Raw genomic sequence first — 18,847 nt, 5'->3', positions numbered from 1 at the left:
TGCTACTTTCGGAAACGCTGGGGTGGTGCAGTGTAGCGGTTCGGTTTGGCGACAACAAGCGCCGTCCCGAAGCGCGCCCTGTAGAATGCCGCCTCCAAGGGGGACCAATGACGACGCCAGGCTTGACCATTTCGCGCATCCTGCATGCGGGGTACGTATTCGATTGCGAGGGCGCGACGATTGCCTTCGACACCATCTTCGAGAACCCGTTCAGCCGCAACTGCCATGCGTTTCCGGACGTGCGCTTCGATGTCGCGGCGATTCGCCGCCAGCGGTTTGACGCCGTCTTCATCTCGCATTTTCATGACGATCACTGCTCGCTCGACAGCCTCGATCTGCTGGACCGCGCCACGCCCCTGTACATCTACTGCATCTTCGACGCGTTGTTCGAGATGGTGCGCCAGCTGGGCTTCACGCACGTGCACCAGCTGCGACTGAACACGCCGGTCACGGTCGGCCCGTTCACCGTCACCCCGCGCGAGGCGATGGACGTCGACGTGGACTCGATGTTCCAGGTGCAGGCGGCCGGGCAGAATGTGCTCAATGTCGTCGATTCGTGGATCGACGACGACACGCTGGCCCAGCTGGTTGGACTGGGGCCGTGGGACATGGTGCTGTGGCCGTTCCAGACGATGCGTGAAATCGAGGTGCTCACGCCATCGCGCGCCGCAGCCGCGCCGCCCGAACTGCCGGCCGAGTGGATCGCGCAGCTGCAGGCGCTGCAACCGCGCTACGTGGTGCCCAGTTCGTGCCAGTTCGTGCAGGAGCCGTGGTCTTGGTACAACCGCGCGTTCTTCCCGATCACCTATGCGCAGTTTACGCGCGAGGTGGGCGCGGCACTGCCGGCGGCATCGATCGTGCGGCTCGATCCCGGCATGGCCGTGCGGCTGGACGGCGCGGTGCTGCAGCCGGCGGCGTCGCTGGCGTGGCTTGTGCCCGTGGGCCCGCAGGATGTCGATTACATCTATGAAGGCAATGCGGCGCCGCCGTCGACGGCGTCGATCGCACAGCATTTTGCGGCCCTGAGTGAAGCGCAGATGGAGCGCGTGATGGATTACTGCCGCGCGGGTGTGCCTGCCAAGTACGGCGAGGTCGAGGCGGCGTCAAGCTACTTCGATGGCCCGCGCTACTGGCGGCTGTCGGTGTATGACCACCAGGGCCAGGCGAGCGTCTTCGATTACCTGCTCGATGGTGACGTGGCCACGCTCGTGACCGAGGCCGGTCCACTTGGCTGGACCACGGAGATCCCCGCCGCCAGACTGTATGGCGCGCTCGAACAGGGCGAGTCACTGACCACGATGTACATGCGCATCAACGACGCACATTTCGATGCCGATGCCGAGCGTGACCTGCTGGACGTCGATGCCGTCGACGATCCGCTGATCCGCTGCCTGTTCAGCGATACGTTCGGCGCGTACCAGGCGGCGCAATTGCGGCGCCTGCTGGCGCGCTGACCGGTGCTATTTGCCCAGCAGGCGCAGCGACTGGTCCCAGTCGTCTTCCCAGTCCAGCAAAAAATCGTGGGTCTGGAACGCGCGCCGTAACGGGCCCAGTGGCACGCGGTGGAGATCATGCAGGCCGAGCGCCAGCGTCACCGGGTTCCACACTGCGTTGCGTTTCGACTTGCGCACGCTGGCCTTCACACGCGCGCCATCGTCGCCAAAGATGCCGATGGCATGGTCGAGCGCCGCGCCCAGATCCATGCGCGCATGGGCGGCAAACGCTTCCAGCACCTGCGCCTTGTTGATGCCGAAGGCCGATTCGGTCGGCGCTTTCGGTTCCGGTGGCGGCGCGGCCGCTGCAGCGATGGCCGCCTGCGCCTCGCGCTCCAGCCTGGCCACCAGCTGCGTCAGGTCCTTCTTCTGGAACCGCAGCGCATCGAGCGGACGCCTGAAACCCGGCGCTGGCAGGTGCGCGACGATCTTGTAGGCATCCTTGGTCATCGTCATCAACACGTCGTCGCTGCCGGCGATCAGGCGCGCGATGTCGTCCTGGAAGAAGATCGGCGCTGCATAACCGCCATTGGCATCACCGAACAGGTCGGCGTGGGCCGGGTCGTAGTCGAGCCAGACATAGGGCGTGACCGCGTGTTCGAGCAGGCGCGCTAGTGTCCAGGGCGACCCGGTCTGTTGTTCGAGCCAGGTGCAGGCGTCAGGCAGGGTGGCACGGTAGGGCAGGTCGGTGGCGCTCATGTCGATTCAGTGGGGGGAGGCGTGGCTGGACCCCATTGTAGTGCATGCATTTGCCCGTTTCGGTTCAGCGGCCATCGCGATTGTGGTCATTGGCGTCCGGCGGCTCGATCCCGCGCGCCGTCGGCAGGTGCCAGCCATAGCGGATCGCGGCCAGGCGCAAGCCGAAGCAGAGGGCTGCGCCGACGCAGGCGGTCGGCGTCGTGGGCCACTGCAGGGCGTCGCCGATCACCACCACCGAGGCGCCGGCCAGCGCCGCGACAGCGTAGATATCCGAACGGAACACGGCCGGCACGTTCGACAGCAGCACGTCGCGCGCGACGCCGCCGCCAATGCCGGTCAGCATGCCGAGCAGTGCGGCCATCACGGGTTCCAGCCCGAACACGAGCGCCTTCTGGGCGCCCGCCACGCAAAACAGCGCGAGGCCCGCACCGTCGAACAGCAGCACCGGATTACGCGCGCGGTGGATGAACGGATGCCAGAAGAAGATCGTGACGCCTGCCAGCAGCGACACGCCGAGGTAGCGCCAGTCCGAAAATGCGGCCGGCGGCGTGGCGCCGATCAGGAGGTCACGCACGATGCCGCCCGAGGTGGATGCCACGAACGACAGCACGAGCACGCCAAACAGGTCGAGATGGCGCCGCACGCCGGCGGTGGCGCCGGACAGCGCAAACACAAAGGTGCCCACCAGGTCAAGCGTGAGCACCAGCGTTTTCATGGCGGCCCCCATGTCGAGGGCAAGAACGGCAAACACGTGAATCCACCTTGCAAATACTGGTGCGCGCGGCACCGAAGAGGGCGATTCTAGCGCATGGCCGCGCCTACTCCCGGATGAACGCCAGCAAATCGGCGTTGACCTTGTCTTTGTGGGTCTCGGTCAGGCCGTGCGGTGCGCCCGGATAGACGATCAGCGTGGCATGCGGCACCAGCGTTTTTGACGCTCGGCCGGACGCGTCGATCGGCACCACCTGGTCGTCATCGCCGTGGATGATCAGCGTGGGGATCGTGAACTGCTTCAAATCTTCGGTGAAGTCGGTTTCGGAAAACGCCTTGATCGAGTCGAAGGTGTTCTTGTGGCCGCCCATCATGCCCTGCATCCACCAGGTGTGGACCAGGCCCTGCGACACGGTCGCGCCTGGGCGGTTGAAATTATAGAAGGGACCACTCGGCAGATCCAGGTACAACTGCGAGCGGTTGGCCAGCTGTGCGGCGCGGATGCCGTCGAACACCTCCATCGGCAAGCCGCCGGGATTGGCGTCGGTCTTGAGCATCAGGGGCGGCACTGCCGAGACCAGGCTGGCCTTCGCGACGCGCTTTGTGCCGTGCCGGCCGATATAGCGGGCCACTTCGCCGCCGCCCGTCGAAAAGCCGACCAGCACGGCGTTGGTCACGTCGAGATGATCGAGCAGCTCGGCCAGGTCGTCGGCGTAGTGGTCCATGTCGTTGCCGTCCCACGGCTGGCTCGAACGGCCGTGGCCGCGCCGGTCATGGGCGATGCAGCGGTAGCCGTGGTCGGCCAGGAAGATCATCTGCGACTCCCAGCTGTCCGCATTCAGGGGCCAGCCGTGGCAGAAGACGATGGGCTGGCCGCTGCCCCAGTCCTTGTAATAGAGTTCGACGCCGTCCCTGGTGGTGAATGTGCTCATGCGCGCTGCTCCCGGTGGTGAGTGGTGAGTGATGTTCGCTCAGTAGAACCGGAAATGCACTTGTGCGCATCGCACTGAAGGCGCGCGCGCGCACCCCACTTTCGATAAAGCGGCGTGCCGATGAGGCACCCTGCGTCTATTTGGTGATGCGCAAAATGGCCGAGGCAAGGCGCGAAAAACAGGGCGTCAAGTCGTTGTCGGTTGCGGCGTAGCAGTACATGCCGACCGGCTGATTCGGGGTTTGGCAGCGCAGCGGTGCATCCACCGTGTTGGCCATACACTTCAACACCATCTCACCGGTGTGCGCAGTATCGTAGGCGCTCGTGCTTTTCAACCCTGCGCCCAGGCCGAGCGTGAATACATAGATGCCTTCTTCACGCGCTTTGGCGGCGACGCTTTCAGCCAGATTGCGCGCCGCCCGGTCGACGTTGCGGGCGTAGTTTCCGGACAGGTCGGCAGTCACTTCACGCGGCCCCTTGGTCACGATCGGAAACTCGCTCGTAAAGTTCGCATCCGTCGCAGTCTTCCAGTCCGGTGCGTGCGCATTGTAAAAGTTCGGCAGCCGCCGCGCCGCGTACGCGTTGTTCCGCACCAGGCGGCACTTGTCGCTGACGTAATTGAAGGACGCGCTGTTGAGGTCACCGAGCGCGTAGGTTGGGCCGCCCGAATCGAGAGTGCCGGGTTCGATGCAGTCCTTGTCCTTGTTGTCGAAAATGAGGTAAGAACCGAGTGCAGTCGGTGCGCCATCCGAGAAGAACACGATGACGCGCATGGTGGAACGGCTGCCCTGCGGGACTTTGTTGAGCTGGTCGCGCGCATTCCACATGCCTTCCACCGAGGCAGTGCCATCTTCGAAGCTGAAGTTGGTGATTTTGGTGTTCATCGCACTACGATTGAAGCCGCGGGCCGACGGGCTGATTGGCGCATCGACGACCGCCCCGGACGCAAAATGGATGAGCGCTACACGGTCCTGCGTCACATTGAACTTGCTCAGGAACGATTTCGCAGCGGTGCGCACACCCGGGCCGGCAGCACCGATCGAGCCGGATGTATCGACCACCAGCGCCATATCCAGATCATTCCGAACCGTCTGCGCCGCCGCGACCGGCATCAGCGACGTGAAATTCATGATCTGCATGATCGACACCGGCATCGGCGCTTCAGCCTTGACATCGATCGTCGCCTGGCCGCCGTTGAAGGTCACGTTGGTGCTGGTAATCCGTGGCGACGACAACAGGTAATCGTTCGGGATATTGGCGGCGAAAAAGTCGGCCGCGGCGGCGCGCGCGCTGGCGATCTGCTCCGTCTGGTTATTGCCGGTCGTGACAGCGCGCGCACCGGCCAGCGCCGCCGAATCCACCGCTGCATTCAGGCGCGCTTTCACCAGATACGCCAGCCCGGCGTCGACACACAGGCCCACCACGGCAAGCAGCACGAGCATCGACACGGCCACCATGATGGCGACCGCACCGCGCTGACGGGAAAGATTCGGATTCATCTCAGAACACACTCATGGAATACAGGTCGGGCCCGAACGTGGGCAGGGTGCTGGAGCCGCTGGTAAAACCGCTGACCAGCATGTCGAAGCGATAGAACGTCTCGACCACGAACACGACTTCCCCATCGTCGAGCTTGCCGGTCATGATCGTTGTCGCGGGCCGGCTGGCACTGCTGACACTCGAACATTTGCCGGTGCCGCTCCAGGCGCTGCAGCCATAGACCTTGCTCTGCGGGGCATAGCCGCTCCGGCGAAATCCTTGCAGACGCTCGGCATCGTCCCAGCGGTACTGATCCAGCACGACACTGCGCGAGACACCATTGGTCACCACACCCATGACGCGGGTGATGTAGATCATCCCCAGCTGGTTGACGTTCAGCGGCGGGGCACTGGCCATCAGCGCGTTGATCGTGTCCTGACTGTTGTCGTTCAGATCCACCCCGCTGCGCGACAGGATGTTCGCGCCTTCACGCGCGATGTTGGTGATGATGATATTGGCTTGCAAAGCGCGTGCGCCGTCGATGGCGCACAGCAGCAGGACCACCAGCATCGGTAGCAGCAGGGCAAGCTCGACGGCGGCAACGCCACGCTGGCGGCGGGCCCGACGGATGATGGCAAGCGACATGGGCAGCATCAGAAATACTCGTTTCGCATGGTGGCGCCGACGGCGAAGCTGTTCTTGCCGCCGGTGAAGAAGGTCGACAGCAGCGGCGTCGTCACCGGCCACGCGCAATCAAGCTGCAGCACCACCATGTCGCCTGCCCCGCCAAACATGGCGTTGCTGTAGCTGGTGCTCGCATAGCTCTTGCCATTGACCGACACGATGCAATTCATACGCTCGTACATCCCAAGCGAGTTGTCGCGGATCTTCGCGATCACGCTGGCGTAGCGCTGCTGGGTGCTGGTCCCGCCGTCGTTTGCGCGGCCGGTAATGGCATAGCGCGCGCCTTCACGCACCGCATACTGCATGGTCAGCGTGGCGAAGAACATCATGCTCATCTCGATAATCCCAACGAGGACCAGCATGAGCACGGGTGCGATGATGGCCATCTCGACGAGTGTGGCGCCAGACTGACGCTGGGGTCTCTTAAACAACATATTCAGGCTACTGTGAGGGGGTTTGGGCGTCGTATGCGATAAACTTCAGGGATTCTACAGGGCAATAATCACCCTCTGTAACCGTTTTAGCGAGGAGTCAGCGCGTTTGTCGGCGCGCAACAACATGAGTTGGAACCCCGATATCCGTCGTTTGATCGCCGCCGCACGTCGCACGCCCGGCGCCGCTGCACCATCGGCCGCCGCGCCCGAAGCAGAAGCCTGGATGGTGTTTGGCATGCGCGTGCTGCTGTCGATCTCGGCGCTGCTGACCCTGTACATCGGTCCTGGTGGTGTCGTGGCATCCAGCCCGTGGACCTGGCTCGTATTCGCCGGCTACGTGCTGCACAGCCTCACACTGCTGGTGATCGCCAGCTACCGGGCCGGTTTCTGGCACGGTCCCAACATCTACTGGATCGACATCATCTGGTATGGGGTGATCGTTCTTGTGACCGGTGGCGGCGCGAGTCCGTTCTTTTCGTTCTTCCTGTTTGCGATCCTGGCCACGTCATTTCGCCACGGGTTCGACGCCGGCGCCCGGCTCACGCTGGGCGCGGTCGGCATCGTGACCCTGTCGGTGCTGCTGGTGCAGGGCTTCGAGTCGTTCCACATCCTGCTGCTGCGCGCCACGTTCATGCTCGCACTGGGCTACATGATCGCGTTCTGGGGTGGCCTGTCCGTCGATCAGCGCCGCCGGCTCGCGTTGTTGCGCGACGTCAGCCGCCTGTCCAACCCACGCTTTGGCGTGCAGCACACGCTCGATTCGCTGATGGACAAGATCCTGCGCTACTACGGCGCCAGCACCTGCACGTTGCTGATGCAAGACAGCCACCAGCGCTGGATCCTCAATACTGCCCATCATCCCCGGGCTGGCCGCGCGATCAGTCGCAGCCGGCCCGACGCCGCCGACGTGCAGCCGTTGCTGGCGCTGGCGTCGGGCGCGATCCTGTACCGTGGCCCAGGCGCCGGATTTTTGCTGCGCCTGCTGCCGGGCGGCGTGGGCGCGGTGCGCCTGGCCACCGGGGAAAAGGAGTGGTGCAAGACGGACAGGGATGCCTGCGGCCACGTGGCCGATCTGCTCGATACCGACAGCTTCGTCAGCGCGTCGCTGCCGCTGCGCAAGGGCAGTGGGCGCATCTTCGTCAGCGGCAGGCGCCTGCGCCGCAGTGACGCCACGTTCCTGAAGCACATCGTGCAGCAGGCGTTTCCGGTCATCGAAACCATCGACCTGCTTGACCGGCTGGCGTCCGAAGCGGCGTTTCGCGAACGCCAGACCATCGCGCGTGACCTGCACGACAGCACGATCCAGCCATATATCGGCCTGCGCCACGCGGTCGCGGCGATCCGCAACAGCGCGGGAGAAGACAGCGCCATGGCGCCCGAACTCGACCGTCTGCTGGCGATGTGCTCGGACGTGATCGGCGACATGCGTGACTTCGCCCAGCGTTTTCGCAGCGGGCGCCAGGAGGAACCCGAACTGCTGGTGGCGCTGCGGCGTCAGCTGCGCCAGGTACAAACTTTCTATGGCCTGGATGTGATGCTCGAGGTGCAAGGCGAGGGCGTGGGCAATGACCGTATGGCGGCCGAGGTATTCCAGATCGTCACCGAAGGGATCAGCAATATCTGCAAGCACACACGGGCGCGCACGGCCGGTGTCGTGATCGAGGACGCCGCCGGCCAGCTGGCCATCGATATCTTCAATCCGGTGTCCGATGGCGCCCCCGCGCCCAAACCCTTCGTGCCGCGCTCGATTGCCGAGCGCGTGGCCGCAGTGGGCGGCACGCTCGACGTCGAGGCCGACGGACGCCAGACGCTGCTGCGCGTCCGCATCCCCGTCTGATCACTACCCACACAACGTAATGGAGAAACCATGACCATCCGCATCCTGCTCGTGGATGACCACAAGACCATGCTGTGGGGTCTCGAGCGCCTGATCCAGGCCGAAGGCCCGTCGTTCACACTGGTGGGCAGCGCCAGCGATGGCATGGAGGCGACCGCCCTGTGCGCTGCACTGCATCCGGATATCGTGCTGCTCGACCTCGACCTGAAAGGCAGCAGTTCCATCGACTTTCTGCCGGCCCTGGTAGCCAATGGCAGTACGCGGGTCGTGATCCTGAGCGCGAATCGCGACCAGGGCACGCTGGCCGCTGCCGTGAAAGCCGGGGCGCGCGGCGTCGTCAGCAAGGAAGCGCCGACCGATGACGTGCTGCTGGCTGTGCGCAAGGTGCACGGCGGCGAGCTGTGGCTCGACCAGTCACTCATGCAGGCGCTGCTGGGCCAACTGGTGGCGCCGGCGCCCAAGGCCGACCCGGAGGCCGAACGCATCGGCACACTGACGGCGCGCGAACGCGACGTCATCGGCATGATCGTGCAGGGCAAAGGCGCGCTGAACAAGGAGCTGGCCGAACGCGCGTTCATCTCGGAGCGCACGCTGCGCAACCATCTCACCACCATCTACCAGAAGCTGGACGTCGCCAACCGCCTCGAGTTGTACGTCTACGCTACCAAGCACGGCCTCTCCTGAGGCATCACCCTTTCTCTGCGTCGGAGTGTGCCGCAAGGCGACCCGGTACAAATGTACTAGGTTGCCATGGCGCAACGTACCTTTCAAAAAGGTAGTTTTGACGGATGGCAACAAAGTCGGGGGTCCGTAAGATTCAACTCATGCGCTGCGTATCGTGACATGCGGTACGGCGGCAAGCGAACAGGAGCGAACGGTGTACGACAGCGAAGACAATCCGGAACAGCAGTATGAAAGCAGCAGCAATCCGGCCATGTCGTATGTCGTTCTCTCGGTTCTGCTCGCAGTCGTCTGCTTCATCGCGGCAATGGCTGCATGGACGAGCGCATAAAGCCAACCTGCTGATACTTGACTACCGACCCTTGAAAGGCTCCACCATGAACTTCATCAAAAACCTGATCAAAGAAGAAGACGGCGTCACCGCCATCGAATACGCACTGATCGCATCGCTGATCGCCGGTGTCATCATTGCAACAGTTACCACGCTGGGTAGCACCATCAGCACGCTGTTCAAGGACCTGGCCGCACGCATCAAGACCCCGACCACGTAATTGCACACAGCACGGCCCGCCTCAAGCGGTCCTCATCCGGCGCGGATTGTCCGACGCCGGATTTTTTTTACCCGGAGTATGTCCTTGACGATCTTGCCACTTATGATGCTGTGTTTGCTACTTGGCGCCGCCGTGTGGCATGACGTGAAGGCGCGCCGCATTCCGAACGCCGTCGTTTTCCCCGGTATGCTCGCAGCGTTCGTGCTGCACGCCGCGCTGCCAGCCGGGCCGGGTTTGTTCGGCACGCCAATGGGCGGCCTGGGGCTGTTGTCGTCATTGGGCGGCTTCGGGTTGGGCCTCGCGATCCTGCTGCCGATGTATGCGCTGCGCCTCATGGGTGCCGGCGACGTCAAGCTGCTGGCCATGGTGGGCGCCTTTGTCGGCGCCGGCCAGATCATCACGGTCGGCCTGGTCACGCTGGTGGCGGGCGGCGTGCTCGCGCTGGTATTTGCAGCGTGGCAGGGCAGTCTGCGCCGCCTCGTCATCAACACCTACCACATGGCGCTGCACACCACATTCTCGGCGCTGGCCGGCGTCATCGCCACGCCAACCGTACCGCCCGAAGCAGCCAGCGGGCGCCTGCCATATGCGATCGCGATTGCGGTTGCCACCGTCGGTTGCGTGCTGTGGCTGCGCGTACATGGGGAGCTGCCGCTGTGAGCCAGACCCTGACGGCGAGCGCGCACGCACCGGCCGATGCCAGGGCGCCGCGCACGGTCGACGAGACCGGCCTGCCTTTCCTCTTTCTCGCCGAATTGCTCGGCAAGGTGCTGGTCCAACGTGGTCAACTGCGCCTGGCCGAACTGGCTGCGCACACCAAACTCAATGTCAGCGTCATCGATCCTCTGATCGCGTTCCTGCGCAGCGAAAAATTGTGCGAAGTCGCGCGCATCGGCAACAGCGGCACCGACGCTGACCTGTGTTACATCCTCACCGAGGCTGGTCGCGCGCGCGCCCAGGCCGCGCTGGGCCGCAATGCCTATGCCGGTCCGGCACCTGTCACGCTGGCCGCCTATGTGGCCCAGGTCAAGGCACACAGCGTGGCCAATATGCAGGTGACGCGCGGCGCGATGGTCGCCACCTTCGATGGTGTTGTCGTCAACCCGGTCGTGCTCGACCAGATCGGCGCCGGCATGAATTCGGGCCGCGCGCTGTTCCTGCACGGCGCGGCCGGCAGTGGCAAGACCTACCTGGCCGAGCGCCTGCGCGACCTGCTGGTCGGCACGATCGCCGTGCCGCACGCGCTGATGGTCGATGGCGAAGTGATTCCTTTTTTCGACAGCGTGCAGCACTGCGTGACCGAAGCGGCGGTGACGGAAGCACCGAGCCTTGACCGCGGCAGCGCGCCCGACATGCGCTGGATCCGCGGCGTGCGTCGCCCGGCCGCGCTGGCCGGCGGCGAACTCACGCTCGACATGCTCGACCTGCGGTTCGATCCGCACACCCGCCTGTACCAGGCGCCGCCGCACCTCAAGTCGAACAACGGCATCTTCATCATCGATGACCTGGGTCGCCAGCGCTGCACCCCGGAAGCGCTGATGAACCGCTGGATCGTGCCGATGGACCGCAATGTGGATTACCTGACGCTGCACACGGGCCACACGTTCCAGGTGCCGTTCGACGTGATCGTCGTGTTCTCGTCGAACTTCGTGCCGCAGCGCCTGTCCGACGGCGCCTTTCTGCGCCGCCTTGGCTACAAGATCGAAGTGCCGGCGGCGTCAGCCGACGAATACATGCGCCTGTTCCGGCAGGCATGCGACGGCGTCGGTGTGGCGTTCGATGCCGCGTCATTCGATTACCTGCTGACGTGCCACCGCGAGCGCGGTGTGCCACTGCTGGCCTGCTACCCGCGCGACCTGATGCGCCAGTTGCGCGACCTGGCGCGCTACGAAGACCGCGCGCCCGAATTGTCGCGCCGCACCCTGGACTGGGCCTGGGATAACTATTTTGCCGCGGGCGCCCCAGGCCGGCCCGCATCACAAGAACGCCGCGAACGCGGCACGACGGAGTATGAGCATGCGTAATTCGAGAGCGATCCTGATCATCGGCGTGGCGCTGCTGCTGGCGCTGGGCGCCGTGGTACTGGCAGCCAAGTGGATGGGCGAGCAGGGCCCGGCCGGCACCCGCGTGGTGGTGGCCGCCGCCGACATCGGGCAGGGTGCACGCATCCTGCCGGCCAGCCTGCAACTGGCCGACTGGCCCGCCGGCGCGCTGCCGCCCGGCGCGATCACCGACATGAAGCTGCTCGAAGGGCGCATCGCCCGCGGCGACATCGCACGCGGTGAGCCGGTGCTCGAGTCCAAGCTGGCGCCGGCCGGCACGCTGGGCGGCCTGTCGGCAGTGGTGGCCAGCGGCAAGCGCGCCATGACCGTGCGCGTCAACGACGTCGTCGGCGTGGCCGGCTTTGCACTGCCGGGCAATTATGTCGACATCCTCGTCAACCTGGCCCCGAGCAACAGCGACCTGGCGCAGAACGCCGGCTCGATTTCGAAAATCGTGCTCGAGCGCATCCTGGTGCTGGCCGTGGCGCAGGAATCGGCGGTCGACGACAGCAAACCACGCGTCGTCAATGCCGTCACGCTGGAGCTGACCCCGGATCAAGTCGAAAAGCTCGACCTGGCCCGCTCGATCGGCTCCCTGTCGCTGGTACTGCGCAACCAGGTCGAAGCGCAACCGGCCAACACCACCGGCGCCACGCGCGAATCGGTGCTCGGCCTGCCGGCAGTGACGGCGAAGGCACCAGCGCCGGTGTACGAGCCGGCGCCGCGCACCCCATCTCCTGCACCACGTCAGCCAAGCGCGCCGCGCGACGGTGTCCTGGTGATCCGCGGCCTGGACGCCGCTTCGCAAAGCTTTTGATTGAAGAATCCGTCATGACCACATTGACTCACAAGACCCTGCTGGCCTGCGCCGTTGCGTTGACGCTGGATGCCCATGCGGCCCCCGCCAGCAAGGCGGCCGCCGTCGACACAAGCGCCGCAGCGACCGACTGCATCGACCTGCGCGGCGGTGCGAACGGGCGGCTCCAGCTGATGCGCGGAAAATCCGTTCTCAAGCGTTTCTGCACGCCGGCCGGTGCAGTCATGGTGGGCGACCCGAAAGTGGCCAACGTCGTGGTCCCTGGCGCGAGCGAAGTCGTGATCGTCGCACGCAGTGTCGGCAGCACCAACCTGATCGTCTCCGGGCGTGACAAGCGCTCGACCGTGATCGACCTGGACGTGGCGATCGATACGTCGGCGCTGCGCGCGCAGTTCGACGCGCTGTTCCCGCTCGAGCGCGATATCCGCATCGGCGCCAGCGGCAACGCCGTCGTGTTGTCGGGCATGGTCAGCGACGTCGGCGTGGCCAGCGCTCTGGTCGACCTGGCCACGGCGTTCCAGGAGAGCGCCGCGCCCGCCGCTGGCGGGCAGGCCGACAGCGGTGCCGGCAGCCCGTCGCCGTTGTCCGTCGGCGCGCCTGCATCGGCACCAGCCGCGGGTTCTGGCGCCGCCGCGAAGGTATTGAACATGCTGTCCATCGCCGCGCCCCAGCAAGTCATGCTGGAAGTGAAGATCGCCGAAATTTCAAAGTCGCTCGTCGACCAGCTGGGCGCCAAAGCCGGCTTTTCCAAGACCAACGGCAACTGGACCTATGCCGCCGTATCGAGCCTGCTCAGTGGCGGCGCCGGCGCTGTCAGCGCCGTGGGCACCGGTATCAAGGAACTCACCATCGACGGCGAAAAGCGCGATGGTCTGGTCAAGATCCTGGCCGAGCCGAACGTCATGGCCATCAGCGGGCAAGAAGCGAGTTTCCTTGCCGGCGGCAAGATCTTCATCCCGGTCGCGCAAAATTCGTCCGGCGGCGCGGGCCTGATCACGCTGGAAGAGAAAGAGTACGGCGTGGCCGTCAAGTTCACGCCAACCGTGCTGGCGGGCGGGCGCATCAACCTGCGCGTGGCGCCGGAAGTGTCGGAACTCAATCGCGAGGGCATCGGCATCACCACGCCCGGTTCCAGCAACAGCGCGACCGCGATCCTGCCATCGTTTACGACACGGCGCGCGGCGACCACGGTGCAGCTGCAGGATGGCCAGAGCTTCGCCATCGGTGGCCTGATCCGCAATAACGTGACCAGCACCATCAAGCGCTTCCCGTTCCTGGGTGACGTGCCCGTGCTCGGCACGCTGTTTCGCAGCAGCGACTTCCAGAATGACCGCACCGAACTGGTATTCATCGTGACGCCGCGCCTGGCCAAGCCGATGCAGTCGCAGCCCGCATTGCCAACCGACGGGTACGTGCAGCCGAGCCGCGCCGAATTCCTGCTTGGCGGCCAGCTCGAAGGCCGCGCCGCCCCTGCCGCACCAGAGAAATGATCATGAAGACCACCACTACCGCCATCCTCGCCGCAGCCTGCACTTGCCTCTCTTTGCTGCTGGGCGGCTGCGCAACCGACACGTCCACCGGCACCGGCAACACCGTGCGGAGCATCATGGCCAGCCAAATCATCACGCCCCAGGCCGCGCCGTCGGTGCCCGGCAACGACGCCCGCGCCGCGATCCTCGGCTACAGGAATTACCAGGGCTCGTTCGCCGCGCCCGCGCCGCAGGTCGAGATCACGCTGTTCGGCGGGAACAAGTAAGAGGCCATCATGAAAATCGCAGTCCTTTCGCGCGACGAGCGCCACCTGATCGAGCTGTCGCGCCAATTGCGCGCACGCCCGGGCAGCGACGAAGTCGACATGATCGCCGGCACCCCGGCGCGCCTGTCGACAATGAGCGACGACGCCATCCCCGACCTGCTGGTGGTCGACCAGCCGCGCGCCGACGAGGGTGACCTCGACCAGCTCGAGCGGCTCGGTCACCTGTTCCCGCGCATGGCGTTCATCGTGCTGTCGGGCGACCTGTCACAGGACTTCTTGCTGCGCGCGATGCGCGCCGGTGTGCGCGAAGTGCTGCCGGCAGCGCCCGGCGCGGCCGACCTGGCCAAGGCCGTCGACCACATCGCCGAGAAGTTCGGCAGCCAGGGCGCAGCGCAGGGCAGGGTGCTGGCTTTCATCTCGTGCAAGGGCGGCAGTGGCGCAACCTTCCTGGCCACGAACCTGGCCTATGCGTTGTCGGCCGGCGGCAACAAGCGCGTGGCGATGATCGACATGAATCTGCAGTTTGGCGACGCGTCGCTGTTCGTCTCGGACAGCAAGCCGCTGGCCACGCTGTCGGATGTCGCGACCCAGATCCACCGGCTCGATCCGTCGTTTTTGTCGTCGAGCATGGTTGCCGTGACGCCCAACTTCAGCGTGCTGGCCGCGCCATCCGATCCGGCGCACGCCAGCGACGTCAAGCCGGAGCACATCGACGCAATCATCAAGCTGGCGCGCCGCCAGTACGATTTCATCGTGCTCGACGTGGCGCGCAGCCTGGATCCGGTGACGATCCGCGCGCTCGACCATGCCGACACGATCTACCCGGTGCTGCAAACGACGCTGCCGTACATCCGTGACGGCAAGCGCCTGCTCGACGTGTTCCGCAACCTCGAATACGGCAACGACAAGGTCGAAATCGTCGTGAACCGCCACGACAACAACAGCGACATCAAGCTCAAGGACCTCGAGCAGGCGTTCGACACGACGCACCTGCGCACGATGCCGAACCACTACGATGCGGCGGCCAAGTCGGTCAACCAGGGCGTGCCGATCACGCGCCTGGCGCCCGAGAGCCCGCTGAGCGCGGCCTTGATAACGATGGCGCGCAGCCAGACGGGCGAGGCGGCGCCGCAAGCGGCGACCGGCGTGATGGCGCGCCTGTTCAAACGGCGCAAGACTGACGTATGACCCGCGAATTGTCCAAGGAGTCCAACGACATGAACATGATCCCTTCCGCGTCGCTGCGCGAACGCCTCGGCAGCGCAGCCCTGGCCAGCAGCACCAGCACGATAGCAGGCGCGCCCTCGCGCGTGACTACCGGCGCCCCGGCGCCGCGCGCCGCCGCCGTGCGCGGCGGGCCGATCGACAACCGCGCGTATCACCAGCTCAAGTCCCGCATCCACGAAGCACTGCTTGATCGCATCGACCTGGAAAGCATGCAGCGCCTGAACGCCGACCAGATCCGGCAAGAGCTGCGCATGCTGGTCGAACGCCTGCTCGAAGAAGAAATGGTCGTCATCAACGACGCCGAGCGCAAGATGCTCACGCGCGACATCCAGAACGAGATGCTGGGCTTCGGCCCGCTCGAGCCGCTGCTGGAAGACCCGACCGTCTCGGACATCCTGGTCAATACGCACAAGCAGGTGTATGTCGAACGGCGCGGCAAGCTTGAGCTGACCGACGTGACGTTCACCGATGAAGCCCACCTGATGAAGATCATCGACAAGATCGTCTCGCGCGTGGGCCGCCGCATCGACGAATCGAGCCCGATGGTCGATGCGCGCCTGCCGGACGGCTCGCGCGTGAACGCGATCATCCCGCCGCTGGCGATCGATGGCGCCGTGATGTCGATCCGGCGCTTCTCGGCCGACCCGCTGCGCCTGGCCGACCTGGTGGCGTATGGCAGCATGACGGCCGACATGGCCGAGGTGCTGCAGGGCCTGGGCAAGGCCAAGGTCAATATCGTGATCTCGGGCGGCACGGGTTCGGGCAAGACGACGATGCTCAATGTGATCTCGGGCTTCATCAACCACAACGAGCGCATCGTGACGGTCGAAGACGCGGCCGAACTGCAGCTGCAGCAGCCGCACGTGGTGCGGCTGGAAACGCGCCCGGCCAACATCGAAGGCAAGGGTGAAGTGACCCAGCGCGCGCTGGTCAAGAACGCGCTGCGGATGCGCCCCGACCGCATCATTCTGGGCGAGGTGCGCGGCGAAGAAGCCATGGACATGCTGGGCGCGATGAACACCGGCCACGAAGGCTCGATGGCGACCCTGCACGCCAATACGCCACGCGAAGCGCTCACGCGCCTGGAAAACATGATCAGCATGGCGGCGCCAAACCTGCCACCGAAGGCCATGCGCCAGCAGATCTCGTCGGCCGTGGGCGTCGTCGTGCAGGTCTCGCGCCTGACCGACGGCAAGCGCAAGGTGCTGTCGATCACGGAAGTGACGGGCATGGAGGGCGACGTCATCACGATGCAGGAGATCTTCACGTTCCGCCAGACCGGCGTGGCCGACGATGGCACGGTGCTGGGTCAGTCTACTGCCACCGGCGTGCGGCCGCACTTTGCCGAGCGCCTGCGCACGTTCGGTGTGAATCTGGCGCCGCACATCTTCGAGCCGCGTTAGGACTCTGGCATGGATACTACCTTCCTCCTGTTCATCCTGCTGGTGTTTGCTGCCGTCCTGCTGCTGGTATGGGGCGTGTACACGGCCTGGCAGGCGAACAACAACCCGGAAGCCGAGCGCATCGCGCGCCGGCTGCGCAGCGTGATCGGACGCGAGACACGCGAACTCGATGTCACCATCGTCAAGGAACGGCGCCTGTCCGACAATCCGGAGCTCGAGCCGCTGCTACAGCGCCTGCCCGGCGTGTACCGGCTGGACCGCATGCTGCTGCAGGCCGGCAGTGCGCAGAAAGTGGCGTCGCTGCTGGCCGTGTGCGCAGCGTGTGCGTTCGGTGGACTCGTGGCGGCGTTGCTGCTGCGCTTGCCGTTGCCGGGTCTGGTGGCGGGCGCGCTCGTTGGCGGCTGGCTGCCGGTGCTGCGCCTGACGCGCGCGCGCGACGCGCGCATGGTGCGCTTCGAGCGCCAGCTGCCCGAAGCGCTCGACATGATGAGCCGCGCGATGCGCGCCGGCCACGCGTTCCCGACGGCGCTGAAGCTGGTGGCCGACGAAGTGGCCGCGCCGCTGGGTGAAGAATTCAAGACCGCATTTGATGAAGTCAATTTCGGCGTCTCGATGGGCGACGCGCTGAACAACCTGGCGCAGCGCGTGCCGAGCATGGATTTGCAGTACTTCGTCGTGGCCGTGCTGATCCAGCGCGAAAGCGGCGGTAACCTGACCGAATTGCTGACGTCGATTTCCAGCATCATCCGCGATCGCCACAAGCTGGCCGGCCAGGTGCGCGTGCTGTCGGCCGAGGGCCGCATCTCGGCCTGGGTGCTGTGCCTGCTGCCCTTTGGCGCCGGGGGCATGATGGCGCTGGCCAATCCCGAAACGATGAGCGTGCTGGTGAACGATCCGATCGGGCGCCAGCTGAGCGGCGCGGCGCTGGGGATGATGGGCTTTGGCTTGCTGGCGATCCGCAAGATCGTCCGCATCCGGATGTAACGACAGGACGACACGATGACCATGGTAAACATTCTCATGCTGGCAGCGATGTTCCTGCTGGTGTTCGGCATCGCGGTGGTCGCCTTGCTGCTGCTGACGCGCGATCCCGTCAAGGCGCGCCTGGTGGCGCTGGACGAGCGCGATGTGCCCAGGACCCGGCGCGGCGATGGCTGGCGCGAGCGCCTGGCCGATTTCGCCGAGCCGCTGGCCAGGCTGTCGGTGCCGGCCGACGGCTGGGAATCGTCGCCCTTGCGGCTGCGCTTCATCAACGCCGGCTGGCGCGCGCCGTCGGCCCCCGGGCTGTACCACGCCGGCAAATCCGTGCTGACGCTCGGCCTGCCGCTGGTGGTCTGGATCGCGCTGCCGCACCATGCCAACCGGCCACTGGCGCTGACCTTCCTGTTTCTCGTCAGCGCGGCCAGCATCGGCTACTACTTGCCGGACTTTCTCCTCAAGCGCCGGGTCGCCAATCGCCAGCGCGACATCTTCGAAGGCTTTCCTGACGCACTCGACCTGATGACGGTCTGCGTCGAAGCAGGCCTGGCGATGGACGCGGCGCTGGCGCGCGTGGGCAGCGAGATCGGGCTGAAAAGCCCGGTGCTGGCCGACGAACTGCAACTGGTGACGCTGGAACTGCGCGCCGGCAGCGCCAAGGAAAAGGCGCTGCGCAACCTGGCGCTGCGCACCGGCGTGGAAGACGTCGATGCGCTCGTCAAAATGCTGATCCAGGCCGAGCGTTTCGGCACCAGCGTCGCCACGGCGCTGCGGGTGCAGTCGGAACAACTGCGCACGCGGCGTCGGCAACTGGTGGAAGAGAAGGCGGGGCAGATTGCAACCAAGCTGTTGTTTCCATTGATCTTCTGCATTTTTCCGGCGTTGCTGGTCGTGTTGCTGGGACCGGCCGTCATTCAGATTTTCCGCGCGATGAGCCCGGTTGCCGGCAGCTGAGATGGCGGGGCAGAGACACGTCTGCCCGCTCGGCAGCGCGGATGATCCGCGCTCGTTCCATGCATGGCGGATCGACCATGTTTGAGGTTAAAAGTACTTGCGTGAACTACACGCCGATTCGGCACCGTTGACCGAAGATGTTGGTCGTGTGCAACACACGAGTTGCGCGC

Annotated in this window: 20 protein-coding genes; 14 read left to right on the top strand and 6 right to left on the bottom strand. The window is 65.2% G+C overall.

From position 1 onward, the window contains the following. The first annotated feature begins 107 nt into the window (after positions 1–107). Entirely contained in the window at positions 108–1,454 is a 1,347-nt protein-coding gene (locus tag HD842_RS07730; protein ID WP_183552848.1) for an MBL fold metallo-hydrolase, read from the top strand. Positions 1,455–1,460: 6 nt separating this feature from the next. Here the strand turns inward: HD842_RS07730 and HD842_RS07725 are convergent, their stop codons facing one another. From HD842_RS07725 to HD842_RS07700, 6 genes are all read right to left on the bottom strand, one after another. After that, entirely contained in the window at positions 1,461–2,192 is a 732-nt protein-coding gene (locus HD842_RS07725) for a hypothetical protein (protein WP_183552846.1), read from the bottom strand. Positions 2,193–2,256: 64 nt separating this feature from the next. Continuing rightward, positions 2,257–2,943: a trimeric intracellular cation channel family protein gene (locus HD842_RS07720; protein ID WP_370660799.1), complete on the bottom strand. Its 687-nt coding sequence runs from the start codon at positions 2,941–2,943 to the stop codon at positions 2,257–2,259. 67 nt (positions 2,944–3,010) lie between these two features. Further along, positions 3,011–3,835, bottom strand: coding sequence for an alpha/beta fold hydrolase (locus tag HD842_RS07715; RefSeq protein ID WP_183552844.1), 825 nt, complete (start codon positions 3,833–3,835; stop codon positions 3,011–3,013). Between the two features lie 136 nt (positions 3,836–3,971). Then, positions 3,972–5,333, bottom strand: a complete 1,362-nt coding sequence (locus tag HD842_RS07710) for a Tad domain-containing protein (RefSeq protein WP_183552842.1) — start codon at positions 5,331–5,333, stop codon at positions 3,972–3,974. Between the two features lies 1 nt (position 5,334). Continuing rightward, complete coding sequence (locus tag HD842_RS07705) at positions 5,335–5,967, bottom strand: TadE/TadG family type IV pilus assembly protein (protein WP_183552840.1); 633 nt, start codon at positions 5,965–5,967, stop codon at positions 5,335–5,337. Beyond that, complete coding sequence (locus HD842_RS07700; RefSeq protein ID WP_267875155.1) at positions 5,967–6,431, bottom strand: TadE/TadG family type IV pilus assembly protein; 465 nt, start codon at positions 6,429–6,431, stop codon at positions 5,967–5,969. Before HD842_RS07700 ends, HD842_RS07705 begins: the two co-directional genes overlap by 1 nt. A 124-nt stretch (positions 6,432–6,555) precedes the next feature. On the opposite strand from HD842_RS07700, the gene HD842_RS07695 reads away from it, so the two are divergent. The 13 genes from HD842_RS07695 to HD842_RS07640 all read left to right on the top strand — a co-directional run bounded on the left by HD842_RS07695 (position 6,556) and on the right by HD842_RS07640 (position 18,677). Then, positions 6,556–8,268: a sensor histidine kinase gene (locus tag HD842_RS07695; RefSeq protein ID WP_183552838.1), complete on the top strand. Its 1,713-nt coding sequence runs from the start codon at positions 6,556–6,558 to the stop codon at positions 8,266–8,268. A gap of 30 nt (positions 8,269–8,298) precedes the next feature. After that, complete coding sequence (locus HD842_RS07690; protein ID WP_183552836.1) at positions 8,299–8,952, top strand: response regulator; 654 nt, start codon at positions 8,299–8,301, stop codon at positions 8,950–8,952. 193 nt (positions 8,953–9,145) lie between these two features. After that, complete coding sequence (locus HD842_RS24265; protein WP_267875154.1) at positions 9,146–9,280, top strand: hypothetical protein; 135 nt, start codon at positions 9,146–9,148, stop codon at positions 9,278–9,280. Between the two features lie 46 nt (positions 9,281–9,326). Further along, positions 9,327–9,500 (top strand): Flp family type IVb pilin, encoded by a 174-nt coding sequence (locus HD842_RS07685; RefSeq protein WP_183552834.1) that lies wholly within the window; start codon positions 9,327–9,329, stop codon positions 9,498–9,500. Positions 9,501–9,584: 84 nt separating this feature from the next. Then, the gene (locus HD842_RS07680; protein ID WP_183552831.1) at positions 9,585–10,160 is read left to right on the top strand and encodes an A24 family peptidase; all 576 of its coding nucleotides are present in this window, start codon (positions 9,585–9,587) and stop codon (positions 10,158–10,160) included. Next, on the top strand, positions 10,157–11,524 hold the full coding sequence (locus HD842_RS07675; protein WP_183552829.1) for an ATP-binding protein: 1,368 nt from the start codon (positions 10,157–10,159) through the stop codon (positions 11,522–11,524). Before HD842_RS07680 ends, HD842_RS07675 begins: the two co-directional genes overlap by 4 nt. Next, positions 11,517–12,359, top strand: coding sequence for a Flp pilus assembly protein CpaB (gene cpaB / locus HD842_RS07670; RefSeq protein ID WP_183552828.1), 843 nt, complete (start codon positions 11,517–11,519; stop codon positions 12,357–12,359). Before HD842_RS07675 ends, cpaB begins: the two co-directional genes overlap by 8 nt. A gap of 14 nt (positions 12,360–12,373) precedes the next feature. Then, positions 12,374–13,849 (top strand): type II and III secretion system protein family protein, encoded by a 1,476-nt coding sequence (locus HD842_RS07665; RefSeq protein ID WP_183552825.1) that lies wholly within the window; start codon positions 12,374–12,376, stop codon positions 13,847–13,849. A gap of 2 nt (positions 13,850–13,851) precedes the next feature. Continuing rightward, a complete protein-coding gene (locus HD842_RS07660; protein WP_183552823.1) occupies positions 13,852–14,115 on the top strand; it encodes a hypothetical protein in 264 nt (87 codons plus the stop codon). A gap of 9 nt (positions 14,116–14,124) precedes the next feature. Further along, on the top strand, positions 14,125–15,303 hold the full coding sequence (locus tag HD842_RS07655) for an AAA family ATPase (RefSeq protein WP_183552821.1): 1,179 nt from the start codon (positions 14,125–14,127) through the stop codon (positions 15,301–15,303). Between the two features lie 29 nt (positions 15,304–15,332). Then, a complete protein-coding gene (locus HD842_RS07650) occupies positions 15,333–16,745 on the top strand; it encodes a CpaF family protein (protein ID WP_183552820.1) in 1,413 nt (470 codons plus the stop codon). Positions 16,746–16,754: 9 nt separating this feature from the next. Then, entirely contained in the window at positions 16,755–17,729 is a 975-nt protein-coding gene (locus HD842_RS07645) for a type II secretion system F family protein (RefSeq protein ID WP_183552818.1), read from the top strand. A gap of 15 nt (positions 17,730–17,744) precedes the next feature. Beyond that, complete coding sequence (locus HD842_RS07640; RefSeq protein ID WP_183552816.1) at positions 17,745–18,677, top strand: type II secretion system F family protein; 933 nt, start codon at positions 17,745–17,747, stop codon at positions 18,675–18,677. The last annotated feature ends 170 nt before the right edge of the window (positions 18,678–18,847 follow it).

It is taken from the genome of Massilia aurea (assembly GCF_014200505.1).
Taxonomy (GTDB): Bacteria; Pseudomonadota; Gammaproteobacteria; order Burkholderiales; family Burkholderiaceae_D; genus Telluria; species Telluria aurea_B.
This window is presented reverse-complemented; position numbering and strand designations above follow the sequence as displayed.

Coding starts and splice junctions, on each gene's coding strand:
- HD842_RS07730 (WP_183552848.1), top strand. CDS start 108: ATGACGACGCCAGGCTTGACCATTTCGCGCATCCTGCATGCGGGGTAC.
- HD842_RS07725 (WP_183552846.1), bottom strand. CDS start 2,192: ATGAGCGCCACCGACCTGCCCTACCGTGCCACCCTGCCTGACGCCTGC.
- HD842_RS07715 (WP_183552844.1), bottom strand. CDS start 3,835: ATGAGCACATTCACCACCAGGGACGGCGTCGAACTCTATTACAAGGAC.
- HD842_RS07710 (WP_183552842.1), bottom strand. CDS start 5,333: ATGAATCCGAATCTTTCCCGTCAGCGCGGTGCGGTCGCCATCATGGTG.
- HD842_RS07705 (WP_183552840.1), bottom strand. CDS start 5,967: ATGCTGCCCATGTCGCTTGCCATCATCCGTCGGGCCCGCCGCCAGCGT.
- HD842_RS07700 (WP_267875155.1), bottom strand. CDS start 6,431: ATGTTGTTTAAGAGACCCCAGCGTCAGTCTGGCGCCACACTCGTCGAG.
- HD842_RS07695 (WP_183552838.1), top strand. CDS start 6,556: ATGAGTTGGAACCCCGATATCCGTCGTTTGATCGCCGCCGCACGTCGC.
- HD842_RS07690 (WP_183552836.1), top strand. CDS start 8,299: ATGACCATCCGCATCCTGCTCGTGGATGACCACAAGACCATGCTGTGG.
- HD842_RS07685 (WP_183552834.1), top strand. CDS start 9,327: ATGAACTTCATCAAAAACCTGATCAAAGAAGAAGACGGCGTCACCGCC.
- cpaB (WP_183552828.1), top strand. CDS start 11,517: ATGCGTAATTCGAGAGCGATCCTGATCATCGGCGTGGCGCTGCTGCTG.
- HD842_RS07665 (WP_183552825.1), top strand. CDS start 12,374: ATGACCACATTGACTCACAAGACCCTGCTGGCCTGCGCCGTTGCGTTG.
- HD842_RS07660 (WP_183552823.1), top strand. CDS start 13,852: ATGAAGACCACCACTACCGCCATCCTCGCCGCAGCCTGCACTTGCCTC.
- HD842_RS07655 (WP_183552821.1), top strand. CDS start 14,125: ATGAAAATCGCAGTCCTTTCGCGCGACGAGCGCCACCTGATCGAGCTG.
- HD842_RS07650 (WP_183552820.1), top strand. CDS start 15,333: ATGAACATGATCCCTTCCGCGTCGCTGCGCGAACGCCTCGGCAGCGCA.
- HD842_RS07645 (WP_183552818.1), top strand. CDS start 16,755: ATGGATACTACCTTCCTCCTGTTCATCCTGCTGGTGTTTGCTGCCGTC.
- HD842_RS07640 (WP_183552816.1), top strand. CDS start 17,745: ATGACCATGGTAAACATTCTCATGCTGGCAGCGATGTTCCTGCTGGTG.